Raw genomic sequence first — 18,207 nt, forward strand, 5'->3', positions numbered from 1 at the left:
CCTGTAGAGCCGAGCCCATGCTCGGCTTTGCTTTTTTGCGGCGCCCCAACAACGGCAGCCGAGCATGGCTCGGCTCTACAGGGTCAACCCAGATGTCGCAGCAGGACGGGGGGCGCGGTTTCAATCGACGTGGAAGGCGAGGGTAGCCGCCACGGCCTGCTGCCATCCCGCATACAGCTTCTCGCGCCGCGACACCTCCATCTGTGGCTCGAAGCGCCGGTCCAGGCCCCACTGTGCAGCGATCTGTTCGCGGCTGGACCAGAACCCGACGGCCAGGCCGGCCAGATAGGCCGCACCGAGCGCGGTGGTTTCGGTCAACCGCGGCCGCAGCAGCGGCACACCGAGGATGTCTGCCTGGAAGCCGGCCAGGAAGTCGTTGCCGATCGCACCGCCATCAGCGCGCAGCTCAGTCAGTGCGATAGCGGCATCGGACTGCATGGCATCGAGCACGTCGCGGGTCTGGTAGGCCATCGCTTCCAGCGCGGCGCGCACGAAGTGCGCCTTGCGCGTGCCACGGGTCAATCCAAACATCGCACCGCGCACATCACTGCGCCAATAGGGCGCACCCAGGCCGACAAACGCCGGCACCAGATAGGCGCCGCCGCTGTCGGGCACCTGCGCGGCCAGTGCCTGGCTGTCGCTGGCGCGTTCGATCATGCGCAGTCCGTCGCGCAGCCACTGCACCACCGAGCCGGCGATGAAGATCGACCCTTCCAGCGCATACTCCACGCGCCCGTCCAGGCCCCAGGCAATGGTGGTCAGCAGGCCGTTGCGCGACCGCACCGCCTGCGCGCCGGTATGCATCAACATGAAGCAACCGGTGCCATAGGTGTTCTTGACCATGCCCGGCTGGAAACAGGCCTGGCCGAACAGTGCGGCCTGCTGGTCACCGGCGATGCCGGCGATCGGGATCGGGTGGTCGAAGAAGAACTGCGGCCGGGTGTGTGCGTACACCGCACTGGAGTCGCGCACCTGCGGCAGCATCGCGCGCGGGATGTCGAGCAGGGCCAGCAGATCGTCATCCCAGTCCAGCGTGTGGATGTTGAACAACAGCGTGCGCGCCGCGTTGCTGTAGTCGGTCACATGCGCCTGCCCACCGCTGAGGTTCCACACCAGCCAGCTGTCGACGGTGCCAAACAGCAGCTCGCCACGTTCGGCGCGCTGCTGCGCACCTTCCACGTGGTCAAGGATCCAGCGCACCTTGGTCGCAGAGAAATAGGCATCGATCAGCAGGCCGGTCCGCTCGCGGATCAGCGCTTCATGGCCTTCGGACTTCAGGCGTTCACAGATGGCGTGGCTCTGCCGCGATTGCCAGACGATGGCGTTGTGGATCGGCTGGCCGGTGGCACGGTCCCAGACCACGGTGGTTTCGCGCTGGTTGGTGATGCCCAGTGCGGCAATATGACGCGGGTCGATCTGCCCGCGGCTGAGCAGTTCGGTCAGCGTGGCATAGACGCTGGTAAGGATCTCGCGCGGGTCATGCTCGACCCAGCCGGGTTGCGGGAAGATCTGCGCGAACTCGCGCTGCGCGCTGCCGATGATGTCGCCGGCACGGTCGAACAGGATCGCGCGCGAACTGGTGGTGCCCTGGTCGATGGCCAGCACGTAGCGGGGCGTCATGCAGCGTCTCCGGTAGAACGGTCAGGGTAACTTACCTTTCTCTCTGTAGAGCCGAGCCATGCTCGGCTGCATTTGCACAACGCAGCCGAGCATGGCTCGGCCCTACAGAGTGGAGTGTTCGATCCACGCCTGCAGCCGTGTCACCTGCGCAGCGTCCAGCCGCAACCCCAGCTTGCTCCTTCGCCACAGCACGTCCTCGGCAGTGCGCGCCCACTCATGCTCGCGCAGAAAGGCCACTTCCCGGGCATGCAGACCGCCGCCAAACCCCTCGCCAAGATCGCGCAGGCCCCGTACCCCCTGCAGCAGTTCCGCACTGCGACTGCCATAGGCCCCGGCCCAGCGTCGCGCGATACCTGCGGGCAACCAGGGTGCCGATACCTGCAGATGCGCGCCCGCCTGCGCGGCGTCGCCCCAGTCGCTGCCTGGCAGCGGGTCTCCGTTTGCTGTCCACGCCGCTCCCATCTGCGGCAGGGCGGGCCGCAGCAGCTCCAGCGCTTCCTCGGCCAGCACCCGGTAGGTGGTCAGCTTGCCGCCCAGCACATGCAGTGCCGGTGCCGGGTCCACCTGCAGCTGCAGGCGGTAATCGCGGCTGAGTCTTGCCGCGCGCGGATCGGGATCAGCCAGCAGCGGACGGACGCCGGCGAACTGCCAGACCACATCTTCCGGCGCGATGGGTTCATGCAGGTAGCGATTGGCCGCTTCGCACAGGTACGCCACCTCTGAAGGCAGCACGCTGCAGCGCGCCGGGTCGCCGCGATAGTCGGTGTCGGTGGTGCCAACCAGCAGGTGGTCGTGGGCGAAGGGCAACAGGAACACCACGCGTCCATCGGGTTGCTGCAGCAGGCACGCGCTGTCATCGGGCCAGGGCCGGCGCAGGACGATGTGGCTGCCTTGTACCAGCCGCAGCGCGGAGCCGCCGCTGCGTGCCTCCATCCGTTCCAGCAGGTCGCCGGCCCACGGCCCCGCCGCATTGGCGACGGCGCGCGCGGTCACCTGCTGCTGGCCATCAGCGGATTCCAGCACGGCCTGCCACCGGCCCTGCAAGGGCTGCAGGTCGATGCAGCGGGTGCGCACACGCACCTGTGCGCCCCGCTGCGCGGCATCCAGGGCGTTGAGCAGCACCAGTCGCGCGTCATCGACCTGCGCGTCGGCGTAGCTGAAGGCCTGCCGCAGATCCGGGGAAAGCCAGGGGCCGAGCGGATCGCGCTGAAGGTCCAGGGCGCGCGAGGCGGGAAATGCCGGGCTGCGACGGCCCAGGTGGTCATACAGCCACAGTCCCGCGCGTAGCATCCAGCGTGGGCGCAGATGGGGTTCCCACGGCAGCACAAAGCGCAATGGATGGACCAGATGGGGCGCCTGCCGGCGTACCACCTCGCGTTCGCCCAGCGCCTTGCGCACCAGCCCGAGCTCGCCCTGTTCCAGGTAGCGCAGGCCGCCGTGGATCAGCTTGCTGCTGGCGCTGGAGGTATGCGCGGCCAGGTCGTGCTGCTCGCACAGCAGCACGCGCAGGCCGCGGCCGCTGGCGTCACGGGCGATGCCGGCACCGTTGATGCCGCCACCGATCACCAGCAGGTCGACGTCGTCCATCGTGTCTCCGCACCCTGTTTGTGTAGAGCTGAGCCGCGCCACCATTGACCGTGGGCGCCATTGAACGTAACGCATCGCAATGCGCGCGGAGCCCGCCGCTCGACTCGGGATAGGGGGCTTGGCTCGACTCTACAAAAAAGGCAGTCGAGCATGGGCTCGACTCTACAGAACGCCGGTGACGGAAACGACGACGGGCCCCGAAGGGCCCGTCGCGTTGCATCAGTGAAGCAGGTGCAGCCTGGATCAGAAGCGGGCGCCGATGCCGAAGCCGACGGTCCACGGATCCATCTTGGCTTCGCCGATCTTCTCGCCGCCAACCTTGATGTCCGGGCGGGCGCGCATGTAGCGGGCGTCAGCACGGGCGAACCAGGTGGAGTTGATGTTCATGTCGACGCCGACGGTGCCGATCACGCCCTTGGCATCCTTGAAGCGGATGTCGGTGTCAGCGCCGTTGCCCAGCTTCTCGTTGCTGAAGCTCGACTGGTAGTAGCCGACGCCCACGAACGGACGGAACACGTTGTCAGCCTGGCCGAAGTGGTACTGGCCGCTCAGCGCGACCGGCTGCTGCTCGACCGAGCCCAGGCGCGCGTTGTTCGGGCCCTTGAACTTGTTGTCGAACTTGTCAGCGGCGCCCCACAGTTCAACGGCCCAGTTGTCGTTGATGTAGTAGCTGAAGCTGACGGTCGGCGCCGGGCCACCATCGGTCTTCTTCACGCCGGAGATCGGGTCGTTCTTCGGTTCCAGCAGCGAGATGCCGCCAACAACGGCAAAATGCTTGCCCGACGCGGTGTCGGTGCTGCTGCTGTCCTGGGCGAAAGCGGCCGGCGCGAAGGCGGCGGAGGTCAGCAGGGCGAGACTCAGGATACGGATGGAGCGCATGGGGGTATCTCCTAATGTTTCTTGTTTTGGGCCCCCGGTTGCGGGGCGAGCACACCGTAGTCGCCCCAACATGAATCGAATCCGACGCACGTTAAAAAATAGTTTTCCTTGTTCAGCGACGGGTACGGAACGCCTGTATCCATGGGGTTTTAGGCGCTCGATGACATTCATGCAGTTGGAGAAGATGTGAGCACAGCAACGTTGTGCATCGGCCTGCAAGCGCAGGTGAACGTGGAGTGCAGGGTGCTGCTGCTGGGTTCGATGCCGGGCGTGGCGTCCCTGCAGGAGCAGCGCTATTACGCCCATCCGCGCAACCGCTTCTGGCCGCTGATGGCCGACATCTGTGGTTTCGACGCGGATCTGGCCTACGCCGCGCGGCTGCAGGCATTGAATGCCGCGGGCATCGGTCTGTGGGATGTGATCGGTCGCTGCGAGCGCCGAGGCAGCCTGGATGCGGACATCGTGCGTGGCACGGAAGTGGCCAATGCACTGCCGGAACTGATCGCCACGTTGCCTGAGCTGACGCTGATCGGCTGCAATGGCGGTGCATCATGGCAGGCGTTCCAGCGCTGGGTGCTGCCGCAGCTGGAGGCCCCGCCACAGGTGGTTGCGTTGCCCTCGACCAGCCCGGCCAATGCGGCGTGGTCGTTGTCGCGCCTGCGCCAGGCCTGGCAGCCGGTTGCAGACGCACTGGCGACATGAAGCGGACATCGTCCGGACAATACGCTACCGACTGGTCGCGGCCGGGACCCGTGGGCAACAGCCTGTCCCGGCTGCGTGCGTACTGAAAACACCTGTAACGGTTGGCGCTGGACCCCGCTGGCCGCACAATAGACGTTTCCCTACACCAGATTGCCGGAGTTATCCCCATGGCCGAAATCAAGGAAGCACTTGTCCCCGATATCGGTGACTACAGCGATATCCCGGTAATCGAGGTGCTTGTCGCCGTCGGCGACACGGTCAAGAAGGACCAGGGCCTGGTGACGCTGGAAAGCGACAAGGCGACCATGGAAGTGCCGTCCTCGGTGGCAGGCGTGGTCAAGGAACTGAAGGTCAAGGTGGGCGACAGCCTGTCCGAAGGCAAGGTCGTGGCGCTGATCGAAGTGGCCGAAGGCGAAGCCGCCGCGCCGGCCGCCGCCGCACCGGCACCGGCCAAGTCCGCTGCCCCGGCTGCCGCCACCCAGAGCGCGCCGGCCCCGGCCGCTGCTGCGCCGGCCGCTCCGGCCACTCCGGCCACCAGCGGTGGCGCAGTGGAAGCGCTGGTGCCGGACATCGGCGACTACGCCGGCATCCCGGTCATCGAAGTGCTGGTCGCCGTCGGCGACACGGTCAAGAAGGACCAGGGCCTGGTCACGTTGGAAAGCGACAAGGCCACGATGGAGGTGCCGTCGTCTGTGGCCGGTGTGGTCAAGGAGATCAAGGTCAAGGTGGGCGACAACCTGTCGCAGGGCGACGTGGTTGCCATCATCGAGGCCGAAGGCGCTGCCGCGCCGGCACCGACCAAGGCGGCGGCTGCCGCTGCCCCGGCCGCCGCCGAAACCGCCACCAAGGTCGAGCCGGTCGCTGTGCCGGCACAGCCGGACAAGCTGGCGGCGCGCGAGATCGCCTCGGCCGGCACCCCGTCCAGCCCGCCGGTGCAGTTCAACGCCGATGGCGTGCTGCCGGCCAAGGTGCCGTACGCCACCCCGGCGGTGCGCGTGTTCGCCCGCGAGCTGGGCGTGGACCTGCTGCAGATCAACGGCACCGAGAAGGGCGGCCGCATCACCAAGGGTGACGTGCAGAAGTTCGTCAAGGCCGCGCTCAGCGGTGGTGTGCCGGCTGCCGGCGGTGCTGCCGGCGCTGCCGGCGGTGGCCTGAACCTGCTGCCGTGGCCGAAGGTCGACTTCAGCAAGTTCGGCGAGACCGAAGTCCAGCCGCTGTCGCGCATCAAGAAGATCTCCGGCGCGAACCTGGCCCGCAACTGGGCGATGATCCCGCACGTCACCCAGTTCGAACAGGCCGACATCACCGACCTGGAAGCCCTGCGCGTGGCGCTGAACAAGGAGAACGAGAAGGCCGGCATCAAGCTGACCATGCTCGCCTTCCTGATCAAGGCCAGCGCCGCGGCGCTGAAGAAGTTCCCGGAATTCAACGCCTCGCTCGATGCCAGCGGCGAAAACCTGACCCTGAAGAAGTACTTCCACATCGGCTTTGCCGCCGATACGCCGAACGGCCTGGTCGTGCCGGTCATCCGCGACGTGGACAAGAAGGGCGTGGTGCAGATCGCGCAGGAAACCGGCGAGCTGGCCAAGAAGGCGCGCGACGGCAAGCTGGGCCCGGCCGACATGAGCGGCGGCTGCTTCTCGATCAGCTCGCTGGGCGGCATTGGCGGCACCGCGTTCACTCCGATCGTCAATGCACCGGAAGTGGCCATCCTGGGCGTGTCCAAGTCCTCCATCCAGCCGGTCTGGAATGGCAAGGAGTTCGCGCCGAAGCTGATGCTGCCGCTGTCGCTGAGCTACGACCACCGCGTCATCGACGGCGCCCTGGCCGCACGCTTCACCACGTACCTGTCGCAGGTGCTGGCCGACATGCGCCGCGTGCTGCTGTAAGGCATCGCTTCGCCCCCACCGTGCGGCCGCTGCCCCTGGCGCGGCCGCGTGAACAGATGCAGTGACAGCCCGCCGGCCCTGCCGGCCGGGCACAAGGAAAACCACCATGGCCACGATTGAAGTCAAGGTTCCCGACATCGGCGATTACAGCGATGTTCCGGTGATCGAAGTGTTGGTCGCCGTCGGCGACACGGTGAAGAAGGACCAGGGCCTGGTGACCCTGGAGTCGGACAAGGCCACCCTGGAAGTGCCGTCCTCGGCGGCCGGCGTGGTCAAGGAGATCAAGGTCAAGCTGGGCGACACCTTGTCCGAAGGCGCCGTGGTCGTGGTGCTGGACGCTGAAGGCGCCGCCGATGCCCCGGCCAAGGCCGCTGCGCCGGCTCCGGCTGCGGCCGCTCCGGCCAGCAAGCCGCCGGTGACCCCCTCGCACCGCGCCCCGGCCGAGCCGGTGGCACCGAAGCCGGCGCTGTCCAGTGGCAAGCCGGCCGACATCGAATGCGAAATGGTCGTGCTGGGCTCCGGCCCGGGCGGCTACACCGCCGCCTTCCGCGCCGCCGACGTTGGCCTGGATACGGTGCTGGTCGAGCGCTACGCCAGCCTCGGCGGCGTCTGCCTCAACGTCGGTTGCATTCCGTCCAAGGCGCTGCTGCACGCCGCCGCGGTGATCGACGAAGTGGCCCACGCCGGCGATTTCGGCGTCGAGTTCGGCAAGCCGACCATCACCCTGGACAAGCTGCGCCAGTACAAGGAAAAGGTCGTCAACCAGCTGACCAAGGGCCTGGCCGGCATGGCCAAGCAGCGCAAGGTCCGCAACGTGCAGGGCGTCGGCAGGTTCATCTCGGCCAACGAACTGGAGATCACCGCCGCAGACGGCAGCACCCAGCTGCTGCGCTTCCAGAAGTGCATCATCGCCGCGGGTTCGCAGGCGGTGAAGCTGCCGAACTTCCCGTGGGACGACAAGCGCGTGATGGATTCCACCGACGCGCTGGAGCTGGCCGAAGTGCCGGGCTCGCTGCTGGTCGTCGGCGGCGGCATCATCGGCCTGGAAATGGCCACTGTGTACAGCGCACTGGGCAGCAAGGTCACCGTGGTCGAGTTCATGGACCAGCTGATGCCGGGCGCCGACAAGGACCTGGTCAAGCCGCTGGCCGACCGCCTGAAGAAGCAGGGCATCGAAGTGCACCTGAAGACCAAGGCCTCGGGCGTCACTGCCGATGCCAAGGGCATCACCGTGACCTTCGAGGCGGCCGAGGAAGGCCAGGCGCCGGCGCTGGCGCAGGGCACGTTCGACCGCGTGCTGGTGGCCGTGGGCCGCTCGCCGAACGGCAAGAAGATCGATGCCGAGAAGGCCGGCGTGCAGGTCACCGACCGTGGCTTCATCCCGGTCGATCGCCAGATGCGCACCAACGTGCCGCACATCTTTGCCATCGGCGACATCGTTGGCAACCCGATGCTGGCCCACAAGGCCACGCACGAGGGCAAGCTGGCGGCTGAAGTGGCCGCTGGCCACAAGAAGGAGTGGGTGGCGCGGGTGATTCCGTCGGTGGCCTACACCAACCCGGAAATCGCCTGGGTCGGCGTCACCGAGACCGAAGCCAAGGCCAAGGGCCTGAAGGTCGGCGTGGCCAAGTTCCCGTGGGCCGCCAGCGGCCGCGCGATCGGCATCGGTCGCACCGAGGGCTTCACCAAGCTGATCTTCGACGAAGAGACCCACCGCATCATCGGCGGCGCGATCGTCGGCGTGCATGCCGGTGACCTGCTGGCCGAGATCGGCCTGGCCATCGAGATGGGCGCGGAAGCCGAGGACATCGGCCACACCATTCATGCGCACCCGACACTGAGCGAGTCGGTGGCGATGGCCTCGGAAATCTACGACGGCACGATCACCGATCTGTATATGCCGAAGAAGAAGTAAGGCGCCCGCGCCGTTCCGAACGAAAAGCCCTGGCAGTTGCCGGGGCTTTTTGTTTCTTCGTTCGACGCCGTTGCGAGCGTTCGGGCCGCTGCGCGGGTGGCAGGCATTTGGACAAATGTCCCCCGTCGCCCGCCTGCGGCGGTCGCCTCCTCCTTTACTTTGTCCAAATGCCTGCCACCCGCGCAGCGGCTCGGCTTGCGGAAAGTCGAGAGTCGGTGCTCAGGCCGCCTGGATGCATGACACGCGGAGGGAGCGGGGGCTGTGTGCGAAGTAAAGGAGGAGGCGTCGGCCTCAGGCCGGCGCCGGGGGACATTCGCACGCAGCCCCCGCTCCCTCCAGCGCTCGACCCAGCTTGCATCTGCGGCAACTGCCACCGCTCGCAGCGGTTCGGCTTGCTGAAAGTAGAGCCACTGCCACTGCAAAGGCCGCGTGGATGCCTGATACGCGGGGGGAGAGGGGCTTGTGTGCGAAGTAAAGGAGGAGGCGTCGGCCGCAGGCCGGCGCCGGAGGACATTCGCACGCAAGCCCCTCTCCCCCCGCGCTCGACCAACCCGCTTCTGCTTGACCGTGCAAACAAAAAAGCGCGGCCCCGATGTTCCGGAGGCCGCGCCAGGAGAGAGAATGCCGTGGAAGGGGCGGGTGTCAGAACACGAAGCTGACGCCGGCCACCGGGCCCTTGAATTCCTGCTTCAGGCCGATGGTGCCGTCGCTGCCCTTCTTGTCCGCATCGAGCTTGAACCAGTCGTAGCCGGCGAACACACCGAAGTTCCTGGTGAAGCGGTAATCGACGATGGCGTTGGCGCGGCTCAGATCGCCCTTGTAGTCATCGAAGCTGCCCCAGCGCGTGTTGAGGTACTGGCCCTGCAGGGTGATCATCCACTTCTCGGACGGGGTGAAGCTCAATCGCGCACCGACCACCGGCGCCACGCCGTCGGTCTTCTCGTTGAGGAACTGGCCTTCGTACACGGTGCCCAGATCGGCGTAGGCCTTGGTGCTGACCTTGGCGTACTCGGCACCCAGCTGCAGGCCCAGGTCGAACGTATCGGTGTCCACCACCGAGTAGTCATAGACCAGGCTGGCCACCTGGTACTTCAGTTCGCCCTTGACGAAGCTGCCGGACGGCACGTTGACGTCACCGAAGGAGATGTCCTGGCCGAGGGTCTCGCGGCGATCCTTGTCGTACTTGAAATAGTTGAACAGCAGGCGCTGGCGGTTGCTGATGCGGAACATGCCGTCAATGCGCGGCTCCCACTCCTTGCCACCCAGCTTGAAGTCCTCGGAGAAGCCGATGTCCTGGCCGGCGACATTGGTCTTGCCGCGGAGCGTGTTGTCCGAGTCGATGTTCATCGCACCCAGGCGCAGGGCAAAGCGGTCGTCGCCTTCGGCGGCGTGGGCGGCGGTGGCGAACGAGGCGCCGACGGCGAGCAGGGAGAGAGCGAGCAGGGTGGGTACGGGGCGCATCGAAGAGTCCTTGCAGTGGTTCATCAGAATGAAGACCACTGTGCCGGACAGGCCCGTCCACCATCCGTGAACGTATGGTCCACGGCATGTGCACGGTTCAGTGCTGTCGCGACGATGCAAAAAGATGGCCCCGGAGACGGGCTTCGGGGCCATCGTGGGACCTGCGGGGTGGAGCCGACGAGGATGCTGCAGGCAGGTCGAAAGATCGGACCTGCGCATCCGGCGAAAGTTCCTCGCCTGCGACCAAAGTTCAATACTGCGGTGCAGCATCATGCGGACGTCATTGTCCCCCGGGTGGTACGCAAAAATGTAACCGTTACCGCAACTTGCGGCTTCCAGGGATGAACAGGCAGCGGTTGTCTCGCAAATTGTCCCATTGCTATAATTTGGCGGCTCGATGAGGCCCCCCTGCTGTAGCCGCCTCAGCCTTCCACTTGCAACCACGCGGGACGTCCTGTGCTGAACTCCGTTGATGCGGGTCGGCGACTGATGCTGCGCGCCGCGGTCTACCCGCTGGCCGCGGTCGCTGTCCTGGCCCTGGCCTTCCTGCTGGTCGGTCCGAAATACGCCCTCGGCGCGCTGGCGTCCGGTGTGGCCATTTCGGCCGGTGGCTGGGTGGCGGCAAGGATGGCGCTGGGGGGCGGTGCGGTGGCCGCAGGATCGGCGATGGCTCGCCTGATCATTGCGATCGTGGCCAAGTGGGTCGTGGTTTTCGGCGTCCTGCTGGTGGGGTTCCTGGTCTTCAAGCTGCCTGCATTGGCGCTGTTGGCCGGTATCGCCGTCGGCTTGATGTTCCAGGTCCTGGCCATGGCCAGGCGTTGACAGAATTCAATTAACTGAAGGTTCCGGACACATGGCGGGCGAGGCTCTAACCCCTACCAGCTACATCCAGCATCACCTGCACAACCTGACCGCGCCGGTCGGCAAGGGTGAGGGTATGTTCTGGCATATCCACGTCGATACCTTCCTCACTGCGGTCCTGATGGGCCTGGTGATCGTTGTCGCGTTCTGGCTGGGCACCCGCAAGGCCACCGCCGGCGTGCCGGGCAAGTGGCAGGCCTTCGTCGAGATCTGCCTGGAGTTCGTCGACCGCCAGGCCAAGGACACCTACCACGGCAAGAGCAAGCTGGTCACGCCGATCGCCATCACCATCTTCTTCTGGATTCTGCTGATGAATCTGCTGAAGATGATCCCGGCCGATTTCATCGCCAAGCCGCTGGAATGGGCGGGCGTGCACTACTGGAAGCCGGTCCCGACCGCTGACGTCAACGCCACCCTGGGCATGGCCATCAGCGTGTTCTTCCTGATGCTGTTCTTCGCGCTCAAGTCCAAGGGCCTGGGCGGCTTCATCAAGGAATTCCTGACGGCGCCGTTCGGCAAGTGGATGATGCCGTTCAACCTGATCCTCAACATCGTCGAGTGGCTGAGCAAGCCGATCTCGCTGGCGATGCGACTGTTCGGCAACATGTTCGGCGGCGAAATCGTGTTCCTGCTGATCTGGGTGCTGGGTGGTGCCGGTTTCTTCGGTGCCATTGCCGGTGGTGTGTTCGGCCTCGGCTGGATGCTGTTCCACCTGCTGGTGATCCCGCTGCAGGCCTTCATCTTCATGATGCTGTCGATCGTGTACCTGAGCCTGTCGGAAGACGCTCACTGAGTTTCAAGCTTCAACGCGTTTCAACCTTCATCCGTTTCATCACCCTTAGCAACTTAAGTTCCTGGAGATAACCATGTACTTCGCCGTCCTGACCAACTTCGCGCAGATTCAGAGCTCCACCGCCCTTGCCGTCGGCATCATGATCGGCCTGGCCGCGCTGGGCGCCGGTCTGGGTCTGGCCATCATGGCTGGTAAGTTCCTGGAGTCGGCCGCCCGCCAGCCGGAACTGATCCCGGTCCTGCAGGTCCGCATGTTCATCACCGCCGGCCTGATCGACGCCGCGTTCATCATCTCGGTCGCCGTTGGCCTGCTGCTGGCCTTCGCCAACCCGCTGTCGGCTGCCTTCGCTGGCGCCGTCACCAAGGCTCTGGCCGGCTGATACAGCGGTTTGAGACGACCGGGTGCTGATGCACCCGGTTTCGGATGAAGGCCGGATGTGCCGCTTCGGCGGCGCGTCCACCCCGAAACCAGCGATCGAGCTAACCATGAATATCAATTTCACCCTTCTTGCGCAGGCGCTGGCCTTCGCTGGTCTGATCTGGATCATCGCGACCAAGATCTGGCCGCCGCTGATGAACGCGATCGAAGAGCGCCAGCAGAAGATTGCTGAAGGCCTCGCTGCTGCCGACCGCAGCCAGAAAGATCTGGCCCAGGCGCAGGAGAAGGTCAACGAAGCGCTGAAGGAAGCCCGCACCAAGGCCAACGAGATCATCGATCAGGCCCATGCGCGTGCCAACCAGATCGTTGATGCTGCCCGCAACGAAGCGATCACCGAAGCCACCCGTCAGAAGGAACTGGCCCAGGCTGAAATCGACGCCGCCGCCAACCGTGCCCGTGAAGATCTGCGCAAGCAGGTGTCCGCGCTGGCCGTGACCGGTGCCGAAAAGCTGCTCAAGCGCGAAATCGACGCCAACGCCCACAAGGCGCTGCTCGACGAGCTGGCCTCGGAGATCTAAGGATGAGCCAGGCCCTCACGCTTGCCCGCCCGTACGCCCGCGCCGCGTTCGCGACCGCGCGCGACGAAGGCGCGTTCGCGCCGTGGTCGGACGCCCTGGCGTTCTCCGCCCACGTCGCCGCCGATCCGCGCGTGGCGGCCCTGCTCGCCAACCCGGAGCTGGGTCGTGACGACGCCGTCGCCCTGCTGGCGCCGGTGTCCCACGGCGAGACCTACTCGCGCTTCCTGGCCATCCTGGCCGAATCGCATCGCCTGCCGCTGCTGCCGGAAATCTCCGGCATGTTCGACGCCCTGCGCGCCGAAGCCGAGCACGTGGTCAAGGCCACCGTCACCTCGGCTGCCGAACTGTCGGCCGGTGAACTGGACGCGATCAAGGTCGCGCTGCGCAAGCGCTTCAACCGCGAGGTCGACGTGACCACCGCGGTCGATGCCTCGCTGATCGGCGGCGCCGTGATCGACGCCGGCGACGTGGTCATCGATGGTTCGCTGAAGGGCAAGCTGGCCCGTCTGCAGACCGCGCTCGCTAACTGAATTCATTTAACGTCCGGCCCCGCTGCCGGCACTAGGACTTGACGATGGCAACCACGCTCAACCCCTCCGAAATCAGCGAACTGATCAAGAACCGCATCGAGAAGGTCAAGCTGGCCGCGGAATCGCGCAACGAAGGCACCGTGACCAGCGTGTCCGACGGCATCGTGCGCATCTTCGGTCTGGCCGACGTGATGCAGGGCGAAATGATCGAACTGCCGAACAACACCTTCGCACTGGCCCTGAACCTGGAGCGCGACTCGGTCGGCGCCGTGGTCCTGGGTGACTACGAGCACCTGCGCGAAGGCGATGTCGCCAAGACCACCGGCCGCATCCTGGAAGTGCCGGTCGGTCCGGAACTGCTGGGTCGCGTCGTGAACGCGCTGGGCGAGCCGATCGACGGCAAGGGCCCGCTGGGCACCGACCTGACCGCTCCGGTGGAGCGCGTTGCTCCGGGCGTGATCTGGCGCAAGTCGGTCGACCAGCCGGTGCAGACCGGTTACAAGTCGGTCGACTCGATGATCCCGATCGGCCGTGGCCAGCGCGAGCTGATCATCGGTGACCGCCAGACCGGCAAGACCGCCATGGCGATCGATGCGGTGATCAACCAGAAGGGCACCGGCATCAAGTGCGTGTACGTTGCGATCGGCCAGAAGGCTTCGACCATCGCCAACATCGTGCGCAAGCTGGAAGAGAACGGCGCGCTGGCCCACACCATCGTGGTGGCCGCGACCGCTTCCGAATCGGCTGCCATGCAGTACATCAGCGCCTACTCGGGCTGCACCATGGGTGAGTACTTCATGGACCGCGGCGAAGACGCGCTGATCGTGTACGACGATCTGTCCAAGCAGGCTGTCGCCTACCGCCAGATCTCGCTGCTGCTGAAGCGCCCGCCGGGCCGCGAAGCCTACCCGGGTGACGTGTTCTACCTGCACTCTCGCCTGCTGGAACGCGCTGCCCGCGTGTCCGAGGAATATGTCGAGAAGTTCACCGAAGGCAAGGTCACCGGCAAGACCGGTTCGCTGACCGCGCTGCCGATCATCGAAACCCAGGCTGGCGACGTGTCCGCGTTCGTTCCGACCAACGTGATCTCGATCACCGACGGCCAGATCTTCCTGGAAACCGACCTGTTCAACGCCGGCATCCGCCCGGCCGTGAACGCCGGTATCTCGGTGTCGCGCGTCGGTGGCTCGGCCCAGACCAAGATCATCAAGAAGCTGTCGGGCGGCATCCGTATCTCGCTGGCCCAGTACCGTGAACTGGCTGCCTTCGCGCAGTTCGCCTCGGACCTGGACGAAGCGACCCGCAAGCAGCTGGAGCGTGGCCAGCGCGTCACCGAGCTGATGAAGCAGAAGCAGTACGCGCCGATGTCGATCGCCAACCAGGCGCTGTCGATCTACGCCGTCAACGAGGGGTACCTCGACGACGTGCCGGTCAACAAGCTGCTGGCGTTCGAAGAAGGCCTGCACGCCCACTTCGCCAATACCCAGGGCGAGCTGATCAGCAAGGTCAACGCTACCGGCGGTTGGGACAACGACATCGAAGGTGCCTTCAAGAAGGGCATCGCCGAGTTCAAGACCACCGGCAGCTGGTAATCGCGGTCCTGTAGAGCGGAGCCAGCGGCTCCGCTGGACCAGATGACAAACGGTTGAACAACGCGGGGCATCAGCCCCGCGCCACGGGAAACAAGAGATGGCAAGCGGACGCGAAATCAAAACCAAGATCAAGAGCGTGCAGAACACCCGCAAGGTGACGCGCGCCCTGGAAATGGTCTCGGCCTCCAAGATCCGCAAGGCGCAGGATCGGATGAAGACCTCGCGTCCGTACGCGCAGGCGATGAAGCAGGTGATCGGTCACCTGGCCCAGGCCAGCACCGACTACCAGCATCCGTTCCTGGTCGAGCGTGAGCAGGTAAAGCGGGTCGGTTTCATCGTGATCTCCTCCGATCGCGGTCTGGCCGGCGGCCTGAACAACAACCTGTTCCGCAAGATGCTGGGCGAAGCCAAGGCATGGCAGGACAAGGGTGCCGAAGTGGACCTGGTGACCATCGGCCAGAAGGCATCGACCTTCTTCCGCCGCGTGAAGGTCAACATGGTCGGCAGCGTGACCCACATCGGCGACGTGCCGAAGCTGGAATCGCTGATCGGTGTGATCAAGGTCATGCTCGACGCCTTCACCGAAGGCAAGATCGACCGCGTGTACCTGGTCTACAACCGCTTCGTGAACACCATGGTGCAGAAGGCCAGCTTCGATCAGCTGCTGCCGCTGCCGCCGGCCGAGAAGCAGGTCGCTCACCACGACTGGGACTACCTGTACGAACCCGATGCCGCGACCGTGCTGGAGCACGTGATGACGCGTTACATCGAGTCGCTGGTGTACCAGGCACTGCTGGAAAACGTCGCCTCCGAGCATGCCGCACGCATGGTTGCGATGAAGGCGGCGAGCGACAACGCCAACAAGCTGATCGGCACCCTGCAGCTCGTCTACAACAAGGCGCGCCAGGCAGCGATCACCCAGGAAATCTCCGAAATCGTCGGCGGCGCGGCAGCAGTCTGACCGCGTTCGTTCAAAGCACACATTAGAGGATGCAGCAATGAGTCAGGGCAAGATCGTTCAGATCATCGGCGCGGTCGTCGACGTCGAATTCCCGCGTGAATCGGTGCCGAAGGTGTACGACGCACTGAAGGTCGAAAACACCGAGATCACCCTCGAAGTCCAGCAGCAGCTGGGCGACGGCGTGGTGCGTACCATCGCCCTCGGTTCCACCGACGGCCTGAAGCGCAACCTGGTTGCCGTCAACACCGGCCGCGGCATTTCGGTGCCGGTCGGCGCCGGCACCCTGGGCCGCATCATGGACGTGCTGGGCCGTCCGATCGACGAAGCCGGCCCGGTCGCTGCCAGCGACAACTGGGAAATCCACCGCGCTGCGCCGTCGTATGAAGACCAGTCCCCGGCCACCGAGCTGCTGGAAACCGGCATCAAGGTCATCGACCTGATGTGCCCGTTCGCCAAGGGCGGCAAGGTCGGCCTGTTCGGCGGCGCCGGCGTCGGCAAGACCGTCAACATGATGGAGCTGATCAACAACATCGCCAAGGCGCACAGCGGCCTGTCCGTGTTCGCCGGCGTGGGTGAGCGTACCCGTGAGGGCAACGACTTCTACCACGAAATGAAGGACTCCAACGTCCTGGACAAGGTGGCGATGGTGTACGGCCAGATGAACGAGCCGCCGGGCAACCGCCTGCGCGTCGCGCTGACCGGCCTGACCATGGCCGAGTACTTCCGCGACGAGAAGGACGAAAACGGCAAGGGCAAGGACGTCCTGTTGTTCGTCGACAACATCTACCGCTACACCCTGGCCGGTACCGAAGTGTCGGCACTGCTGGGCCGTATGCCGTCCGCAGTGGGTTACCAGCCGACCCTGGCCGAGGAAATGGGCGTCCTGCAGGAGCGCATCACCTCGACCAAGAACGGCTCGATCACCTCGATCCAGGCCGTCTACGTTCCCGCGGACGACCTGACCGACCCGTCGCCGGCGACCACCTTCGCCCACCTGGACTCGACCGTCACCCTGTCGCGTTCGATCGCCTCGCTGGGTATCTACCCGGCCGTCGATCCGCTGGACTCCACCAGCCGCCAGATGGACCCGCTGGTCATCGGCCACGAGCACTACGACACCGCCCAGCGCGTCCAGCAGACCCTGCAGAAGTACAAGGAACTGAAGGACATCATCGCGATCCTGGGCATGGACGAACTGTCCGAAGAGGACAAGCAGGCCGTGTCGCGCGCCCGCAAGATCGAGCGCTTCTTCAGCCAGCCGTTCCACGTGGCCGAAGTGTTCACCGGTTCGCCGGGCAAGTACGTGCCGCTGAAGGACACCATCCGTGGCTTCAAGGCCATCGTCGATGGCGAGTACGACCACCTGCCGGAGCAGGCGTTCTACATGGTCGGCGGCATCGAAGAAGCGGTCGAGAAGGCCAAGAAGATGGCCGAGAAGGCCTGATCCGGGACGGGCAGGAGCGATCCTGGCCGACCTGACGCCGGCGCCGGGCAACCGCCCGCGCCGGTGGACCCCCACGGTGGCATTGCGCCGCCGCGAACAGCGAAGAGATTTGCATGAGCACGATCCGTTGCGACATCGTCAGCGCCGAGCAGGAAATCTTCCGTGGCGAAGCGACCCTGGTCGTGGCCACCGGTGAGCTGGGCGAACTGGGCATCGCGCCCAAGCACGCGCCGCTGATCACCCGCCTGAAGCCGGGCAAGGTGGTGGTGACCACGCCGAACGGCGAGCAGCTGGATTTCGCCATTTCCGGCGGCATCCTGGAAGTGCAGCCGCAGGTGGTGACCGTGCTGGCCGACACCGCGATCCGCGCGCAGGACATCGACGAAGCCTCGGTCCGCAAGGCCAAGGAAGAAGCCGAGCGCATCCTGGCCAACCGCGGCGAAGCGATGGAAGTGGCCGAAGCCCAGCAGAAGCTGGCTGAAGCCGTCGTCCAGCTGCAGGCACTGGAACGCCTGCGCAAGAATCTCAAGCACTGAGGTTCGCGCTGCACCCACGAGAACGCCGGCCCTGTGCCGGCGTTTTTGTTTCTGCTGGCAGCGCCGGGGCGTGTGTCGGTGGTATCAGCGATACACCACATGGCGCATCAACAGGAACGACACGCACGCCAGCCCGCCTTCCACCAGCGGCTTGGCCAGCCACGTGTACTGCAGGCCCAGCGCCTGGTCGACCAGGCTGACCAGCAGCGTGCTCGCTGCCGTCAGCAGCAGCCACAGCCCGAAGAAGCGTGCAAAGCGCTTCCATCCCAGCTTGCGGGTGCCGGCCTCGGCAAAGGTGTAGCGGCCGTTGAGCCAGAAGCCCAGCAGCATGCCGGCCAGGCGACCGGCGATGTTGGCCGGCGCAACCGGCATGCCCAGCGCGGTGGCGACCACGAACACCAGCCAATCGACCAGCAGCTGCACGAGCCCGATCACGAGGTAGGTGCTTCCCTGGCGGAGCAGGCTCATCGGCATGATGAAG

The 18,207-nt window shown here is 65.5% G+C and carries 17 protein-coding genes; 12 read left to right on the forward strand and 5 right to left on the reverse strand.

The genetic code is table 11. The features are described 5' to 3' along the window. Positions 1-120: 120 nt before the first annotated feature. From glpK to RCF13_RS17365, 3 genes are all read right to left on the reverse strand, one after another. Positions 121-1,620: a glycerol kinase GlpK gene (gene glpK, locus RCF13_RS17355; RefSeq protein WP_134969274.1), complete on the reverse strand. Its 1,500-nt coding sequence runs from the start codon at positions 1,618-1,620 to the stop codon at positions 121-123. A gap of 102 nt (positions 1,621-1,722) precedes the next feature. Further along, positions 1,723-3,207, reverse strand: a complete 1,485-nt coding sequence (glpD, locus tag RCF13_RS17360) for a glycerol-3-phosphate dehydrogenase (protein WP_134969275.1) — start codon at positions 3,205-3,207, stop codon at positions 1,723-1,725. Positions 3,208-3,450: 243 nt separating this feature from the next. Next, a complete protein-coding gene (locus RCF13_RS17365) occupies positions 3,451-4,086 on the reverse strand; it encodes an OmpW family outer membrane protein (RefSeq protein ID WP_005419535.1) in 636 nt (211 codons plus the stop codon). Between the two features lie 186 nt (positions 4,087-4,272). On the opposite strand from RCF13_RS17365, the gene RCF13_RS17370 reads away from it, so the two are divergent. The 3 genes from RCF13_RS17370 (at position 4,273) to lpdA (ending at position 8,592) form a co-directional block, all read left to right on the forward strand. Then, entirely contained in the window at positions 4,273-4,788 is a 516-nt protein-coding gene (locus RCF13_RS17370) for a DNA-deoxyinosine glycosylase (RefSeq protein WP_134969276.1), read from the forward strand. A 167-nt stretch (positions 4,789-4,955) separates the two neighbouring features. Then, positions 4,956-6,677 (forward strand): dihydrolipoyllysine-residue acetyltransferase, encoded by a 1,722-nt coding sequence (aceF, locus tag RCF13_RS17375; protein ID WP_231352302.1) that lies wholly within the window; start codon positions 4,956-4,958, stop codon positions 6,675-6,677. Positions 6,678-6,783: 106 nt separating this feature from the next. Further along, positions 6,784-8,592 (forward strand): dihydrolipoyl dehydrogenase, encoded by a 1,809-nt coding sequence (lpdA, locus tag RCF13_RS17380; RefSeq protein WP_154351455.1) that lies wholly within the window; start codon positions 6,784-6,786, stop codon positions 8,590-8,592. 642 nt (positions 8,593-9,234) lie between these two features. Here lpdA and RCF13_RS17385 read toward each other — a convergent pair. Continuing rightward, positions 9,235-10,053, reverse strand: coding sequence for a hypothetical protein (locus tag RCF13_RS17385; protein ID WP_134969343.1), 819 nt, complete (start codon positions 10,051-10,053; stop codon positions 9,235-9,237). A gap of 456 nt (positions 10,054-10,509) precedes the next feature. On the opposite strand from RCF13_RS17385, the gene RCF13_RS17390 reads away from it, so the two are divergent. The 9 genes from RCF13_RS17390 to RCF13_RS17430 all read left to right on the forward strand — a co-directional run bounded on the left by RCF13_RS17390 (position 10,510) and on the right by RCF13_RS17430 (position 17,726). Then, complete coding sequence (locus RCF13_RS17390) at positions 10,510-10,875, forward strand: hypothetical protein (protein WP_014648497.1); 366 nt, start codon at positions 10,510-10,512, stop codon at positions 10,873-10,875. Positions 10,876-10,906: 31 nt separating this feature from the next. Further along, a complete protein-coding gene (atpB, locus tag RCF13_RS17395) occupies positions 10,907-11,707 on the forward strand; it encodes a F0F1 ATP synthase subunit A (RefSeq protein ID WP_005411134.1) in 801 nt (266 codons plus the stop codon). Between the two features lie 73 nt (positions 11,708-11,780). Continuing rightward, entirely contained in the window at positions 11,781-12,086 is a 306-nt protein-coding gene (atpE, locus tag RCF13_RS17400) for a F0F1 ATP synthase subunit C (RefSeq protein WP_005411133.1), read from the forward strand. 106 nt (positions 12,087-12,192) lie between these two features. After that, complete coding sequence (locus RCF13_RS17405) at positions 12,193-12,663, forward strand: F0F1 ATP synthase subunit B (RefSeq protein WP_005419512.1); 471 nt, start codon at positions 12,193-12,195, stop codon at positions 12,661-12,663. A gap of 2 nt (positions 12,664-12,665) precedes the next feature. Continuing rightward, on the forward strand, positions 12,666-13,193 hold the full coding sequence (locus tag RCF13_RS17410; protein WP_005411131.1) for a F0F1 ATP synthase subunit delta: 528 nt from the start codon (positions 12,666-12,668) through the stop codon (positions 13,191-13,193). Between the two features lie 44 nt (positions 13,194-13,237). Beyond that, a complete protein-coding gene (atpA, locus tag RCF13_RS17415) occupies positions 13,238-14,785 on the forward strand; it encodes a F0F1 ATP synthase subunit alpha (protein ID WP_005419511.1) in 1,548 nt (515 codons plus the stop codon). Between the two features lie 97 nt (positions 14,786-14,882). After that, a complete protein-coding gene (atpG, locus tag RCF13_RS17420) occupies positions 14,883-15,746 on the forward strand; it encodes a F0F1 ATP synthase subunit gamma (protein ID WP_005411129.1) in 864 nt (287 codons plus the stop codon). A 37-nt stretch (positions 15,747-15,783) separates the two neighbouring features. After that, positions 15,784-17,190, forward strand: a complete 1,407-nt coding sequence (gene atpD / locus RCF13_RS17425) for a F0F1 ATP synthase subunit beta (RefSeq protein WP_005419510.1) — start codon at positions 15,784-15,786, stop codon at positions 17,188-17,190. Positions 17,191-17,303: 113 nt separating this feature from the next. Then, positions 17,304-17,726, forward strand: coding sequence for a F0F1 ATP synthase subunit epsilon (locus RCF13_RS17430; protein ID WP_005419509.1), 423 nt, complete (start codon positions 17,304-17,306; stop codon positions 17,724-17,726). An 84-nt stretch (positions 17,727-17,810) separates the two neighbouring features. Here the strand turns inward: RCF13_RS17430 and RCF13_RS17435 are convergent, their stop codons facing one another. Further along, positions 17,811-18,194 (reverse strand): GtrA family protein, encoded by a 384-nt coding sequence (locus RCF13_RS17435; RefSeq protein ID WP_134968203.1) that lies wholly within the window; start codon positions 18,192-18,194, stop codon positions 17,811-17,813. Between the last annotated feature and the right edge of the window lie 13 nt (positions 18,195-18,207).

It is taken from the genome of Stenotrophomonas maltophilia group sp. RNC7, from assembly GCF_030910085.1.
Taxonomy (GTDB): Bacteria; Pseudomonadota; Gammaproteobacteria; order Xanthomonadales; family Xanthomonadaceae; genus Stenotrophomonas; species Stenotrophomonas sepilia.

Excerpts from the sequence above, each read along its gene's own strand:
- atpB (WP_005411134.1), top strand. The coding sequence starts at position 10,907 with ATGGCGGGCGAGGCTCTAACCCCTACCAGCTACATCCAGCATCACCTG.
- glpK (WP_134969274.1), bottom strand. The coding sequence starts at position 1,620 with ATGACGCCCCGCTACGTGCTGGCCATCGACCAGGGCACCACCAGTTCG.
- atpE (WP_005411133.1), top strand. The coding sequence starts at position 11,781 with ATGTACTTCGCCGTCCTGACCAACTTCGCGCAGATTCAGAGCTCCACC.
- atpD (WP_005419510.1), top strand. The coding sequence starts at position 15,784 with ATGAGTCAGGGCAAGATCGTTCAGATCATCGGCGCGGTCGTCGACGTC.
- RCF13_RS17430 (WP_005419509.1), top strand. The coding sequence starts at position 17,304 with ATGAGCACGATCCGTTGCGACATCGTCAGCGCCGAGCAGGAAATCTTC.
- RCF13_RS17410 (WP_005411131.1), top strand. The coding sequence starts at position 12,666 with ATGAGCCAGGCCCTCACGCTTGCCCGCCCGTACGCCCGCGCCGCGTTC.
- RCF13_RS17435 (WP_134968203.1), bottom strand. The coding sequence starts at position 18,194 with ATGAGCCTGCTCCGCCAGGGAAGCACCTACCTCGTGATCGGGCTCGTG.
- aceF (WP_231352302.1), top strand. The coding sequence starts at position 4,956 with ATGGCCGAAATCAAGGAAGCACTTGTCCCCGATATCGGTGACTACAGC.
- RCF13_RS17405 (WP_005419512.1), top strand. The coding sequence starts at position 12,193 with ATGAATATCAATTTCACCCTTCTTGCGCAGGCGCTGGCCTTCGCTGGT.
- atpG (WP_005411129.1), top strand. The coding sequence starts at position 14,883 with ATGGCAAGCGGACGCGAAATCAAAACCAAGATCAAGAGCGTGCAGAAC.
- glpD (WP_134969275.1), bottom strand. The coding sequence starts at position 3,207 with ATGGACGACGTCGACCTGCTGGTGATCGGTGGCGGCATCAACGGTGCC.
- lpdA (WP_154351455.1), top strand. The coding sequence starts at position 6,784 with ATGGCCACGATTGAAGTCAAGGTTCCCGACATCGGCGATTACAGCGAT.
- RCF13_RS17365 (WP_005419535.1), bottom strand. The coding sequence starts at position 4,086 with ATGCGCTCCATCCGTATCCTGAGTCTCGCCCTGCTGACCTCCGCCGCC.
- atpA (WP_005419511.1), top strand. The coding sequence starts at position 13,238 with ATGGCAACCACGCTCAACCCCTCCGAAATCAGCGAACTGATCAAGAAC.
- RCF13_RS17385 (WP_134969343.1), bottom strand. The coding sequence starts at position 10,053 with ATGCGCCCCGTACCCACCCTGCTCGCTCTCTCCCTGCTCGCCGTCGGC.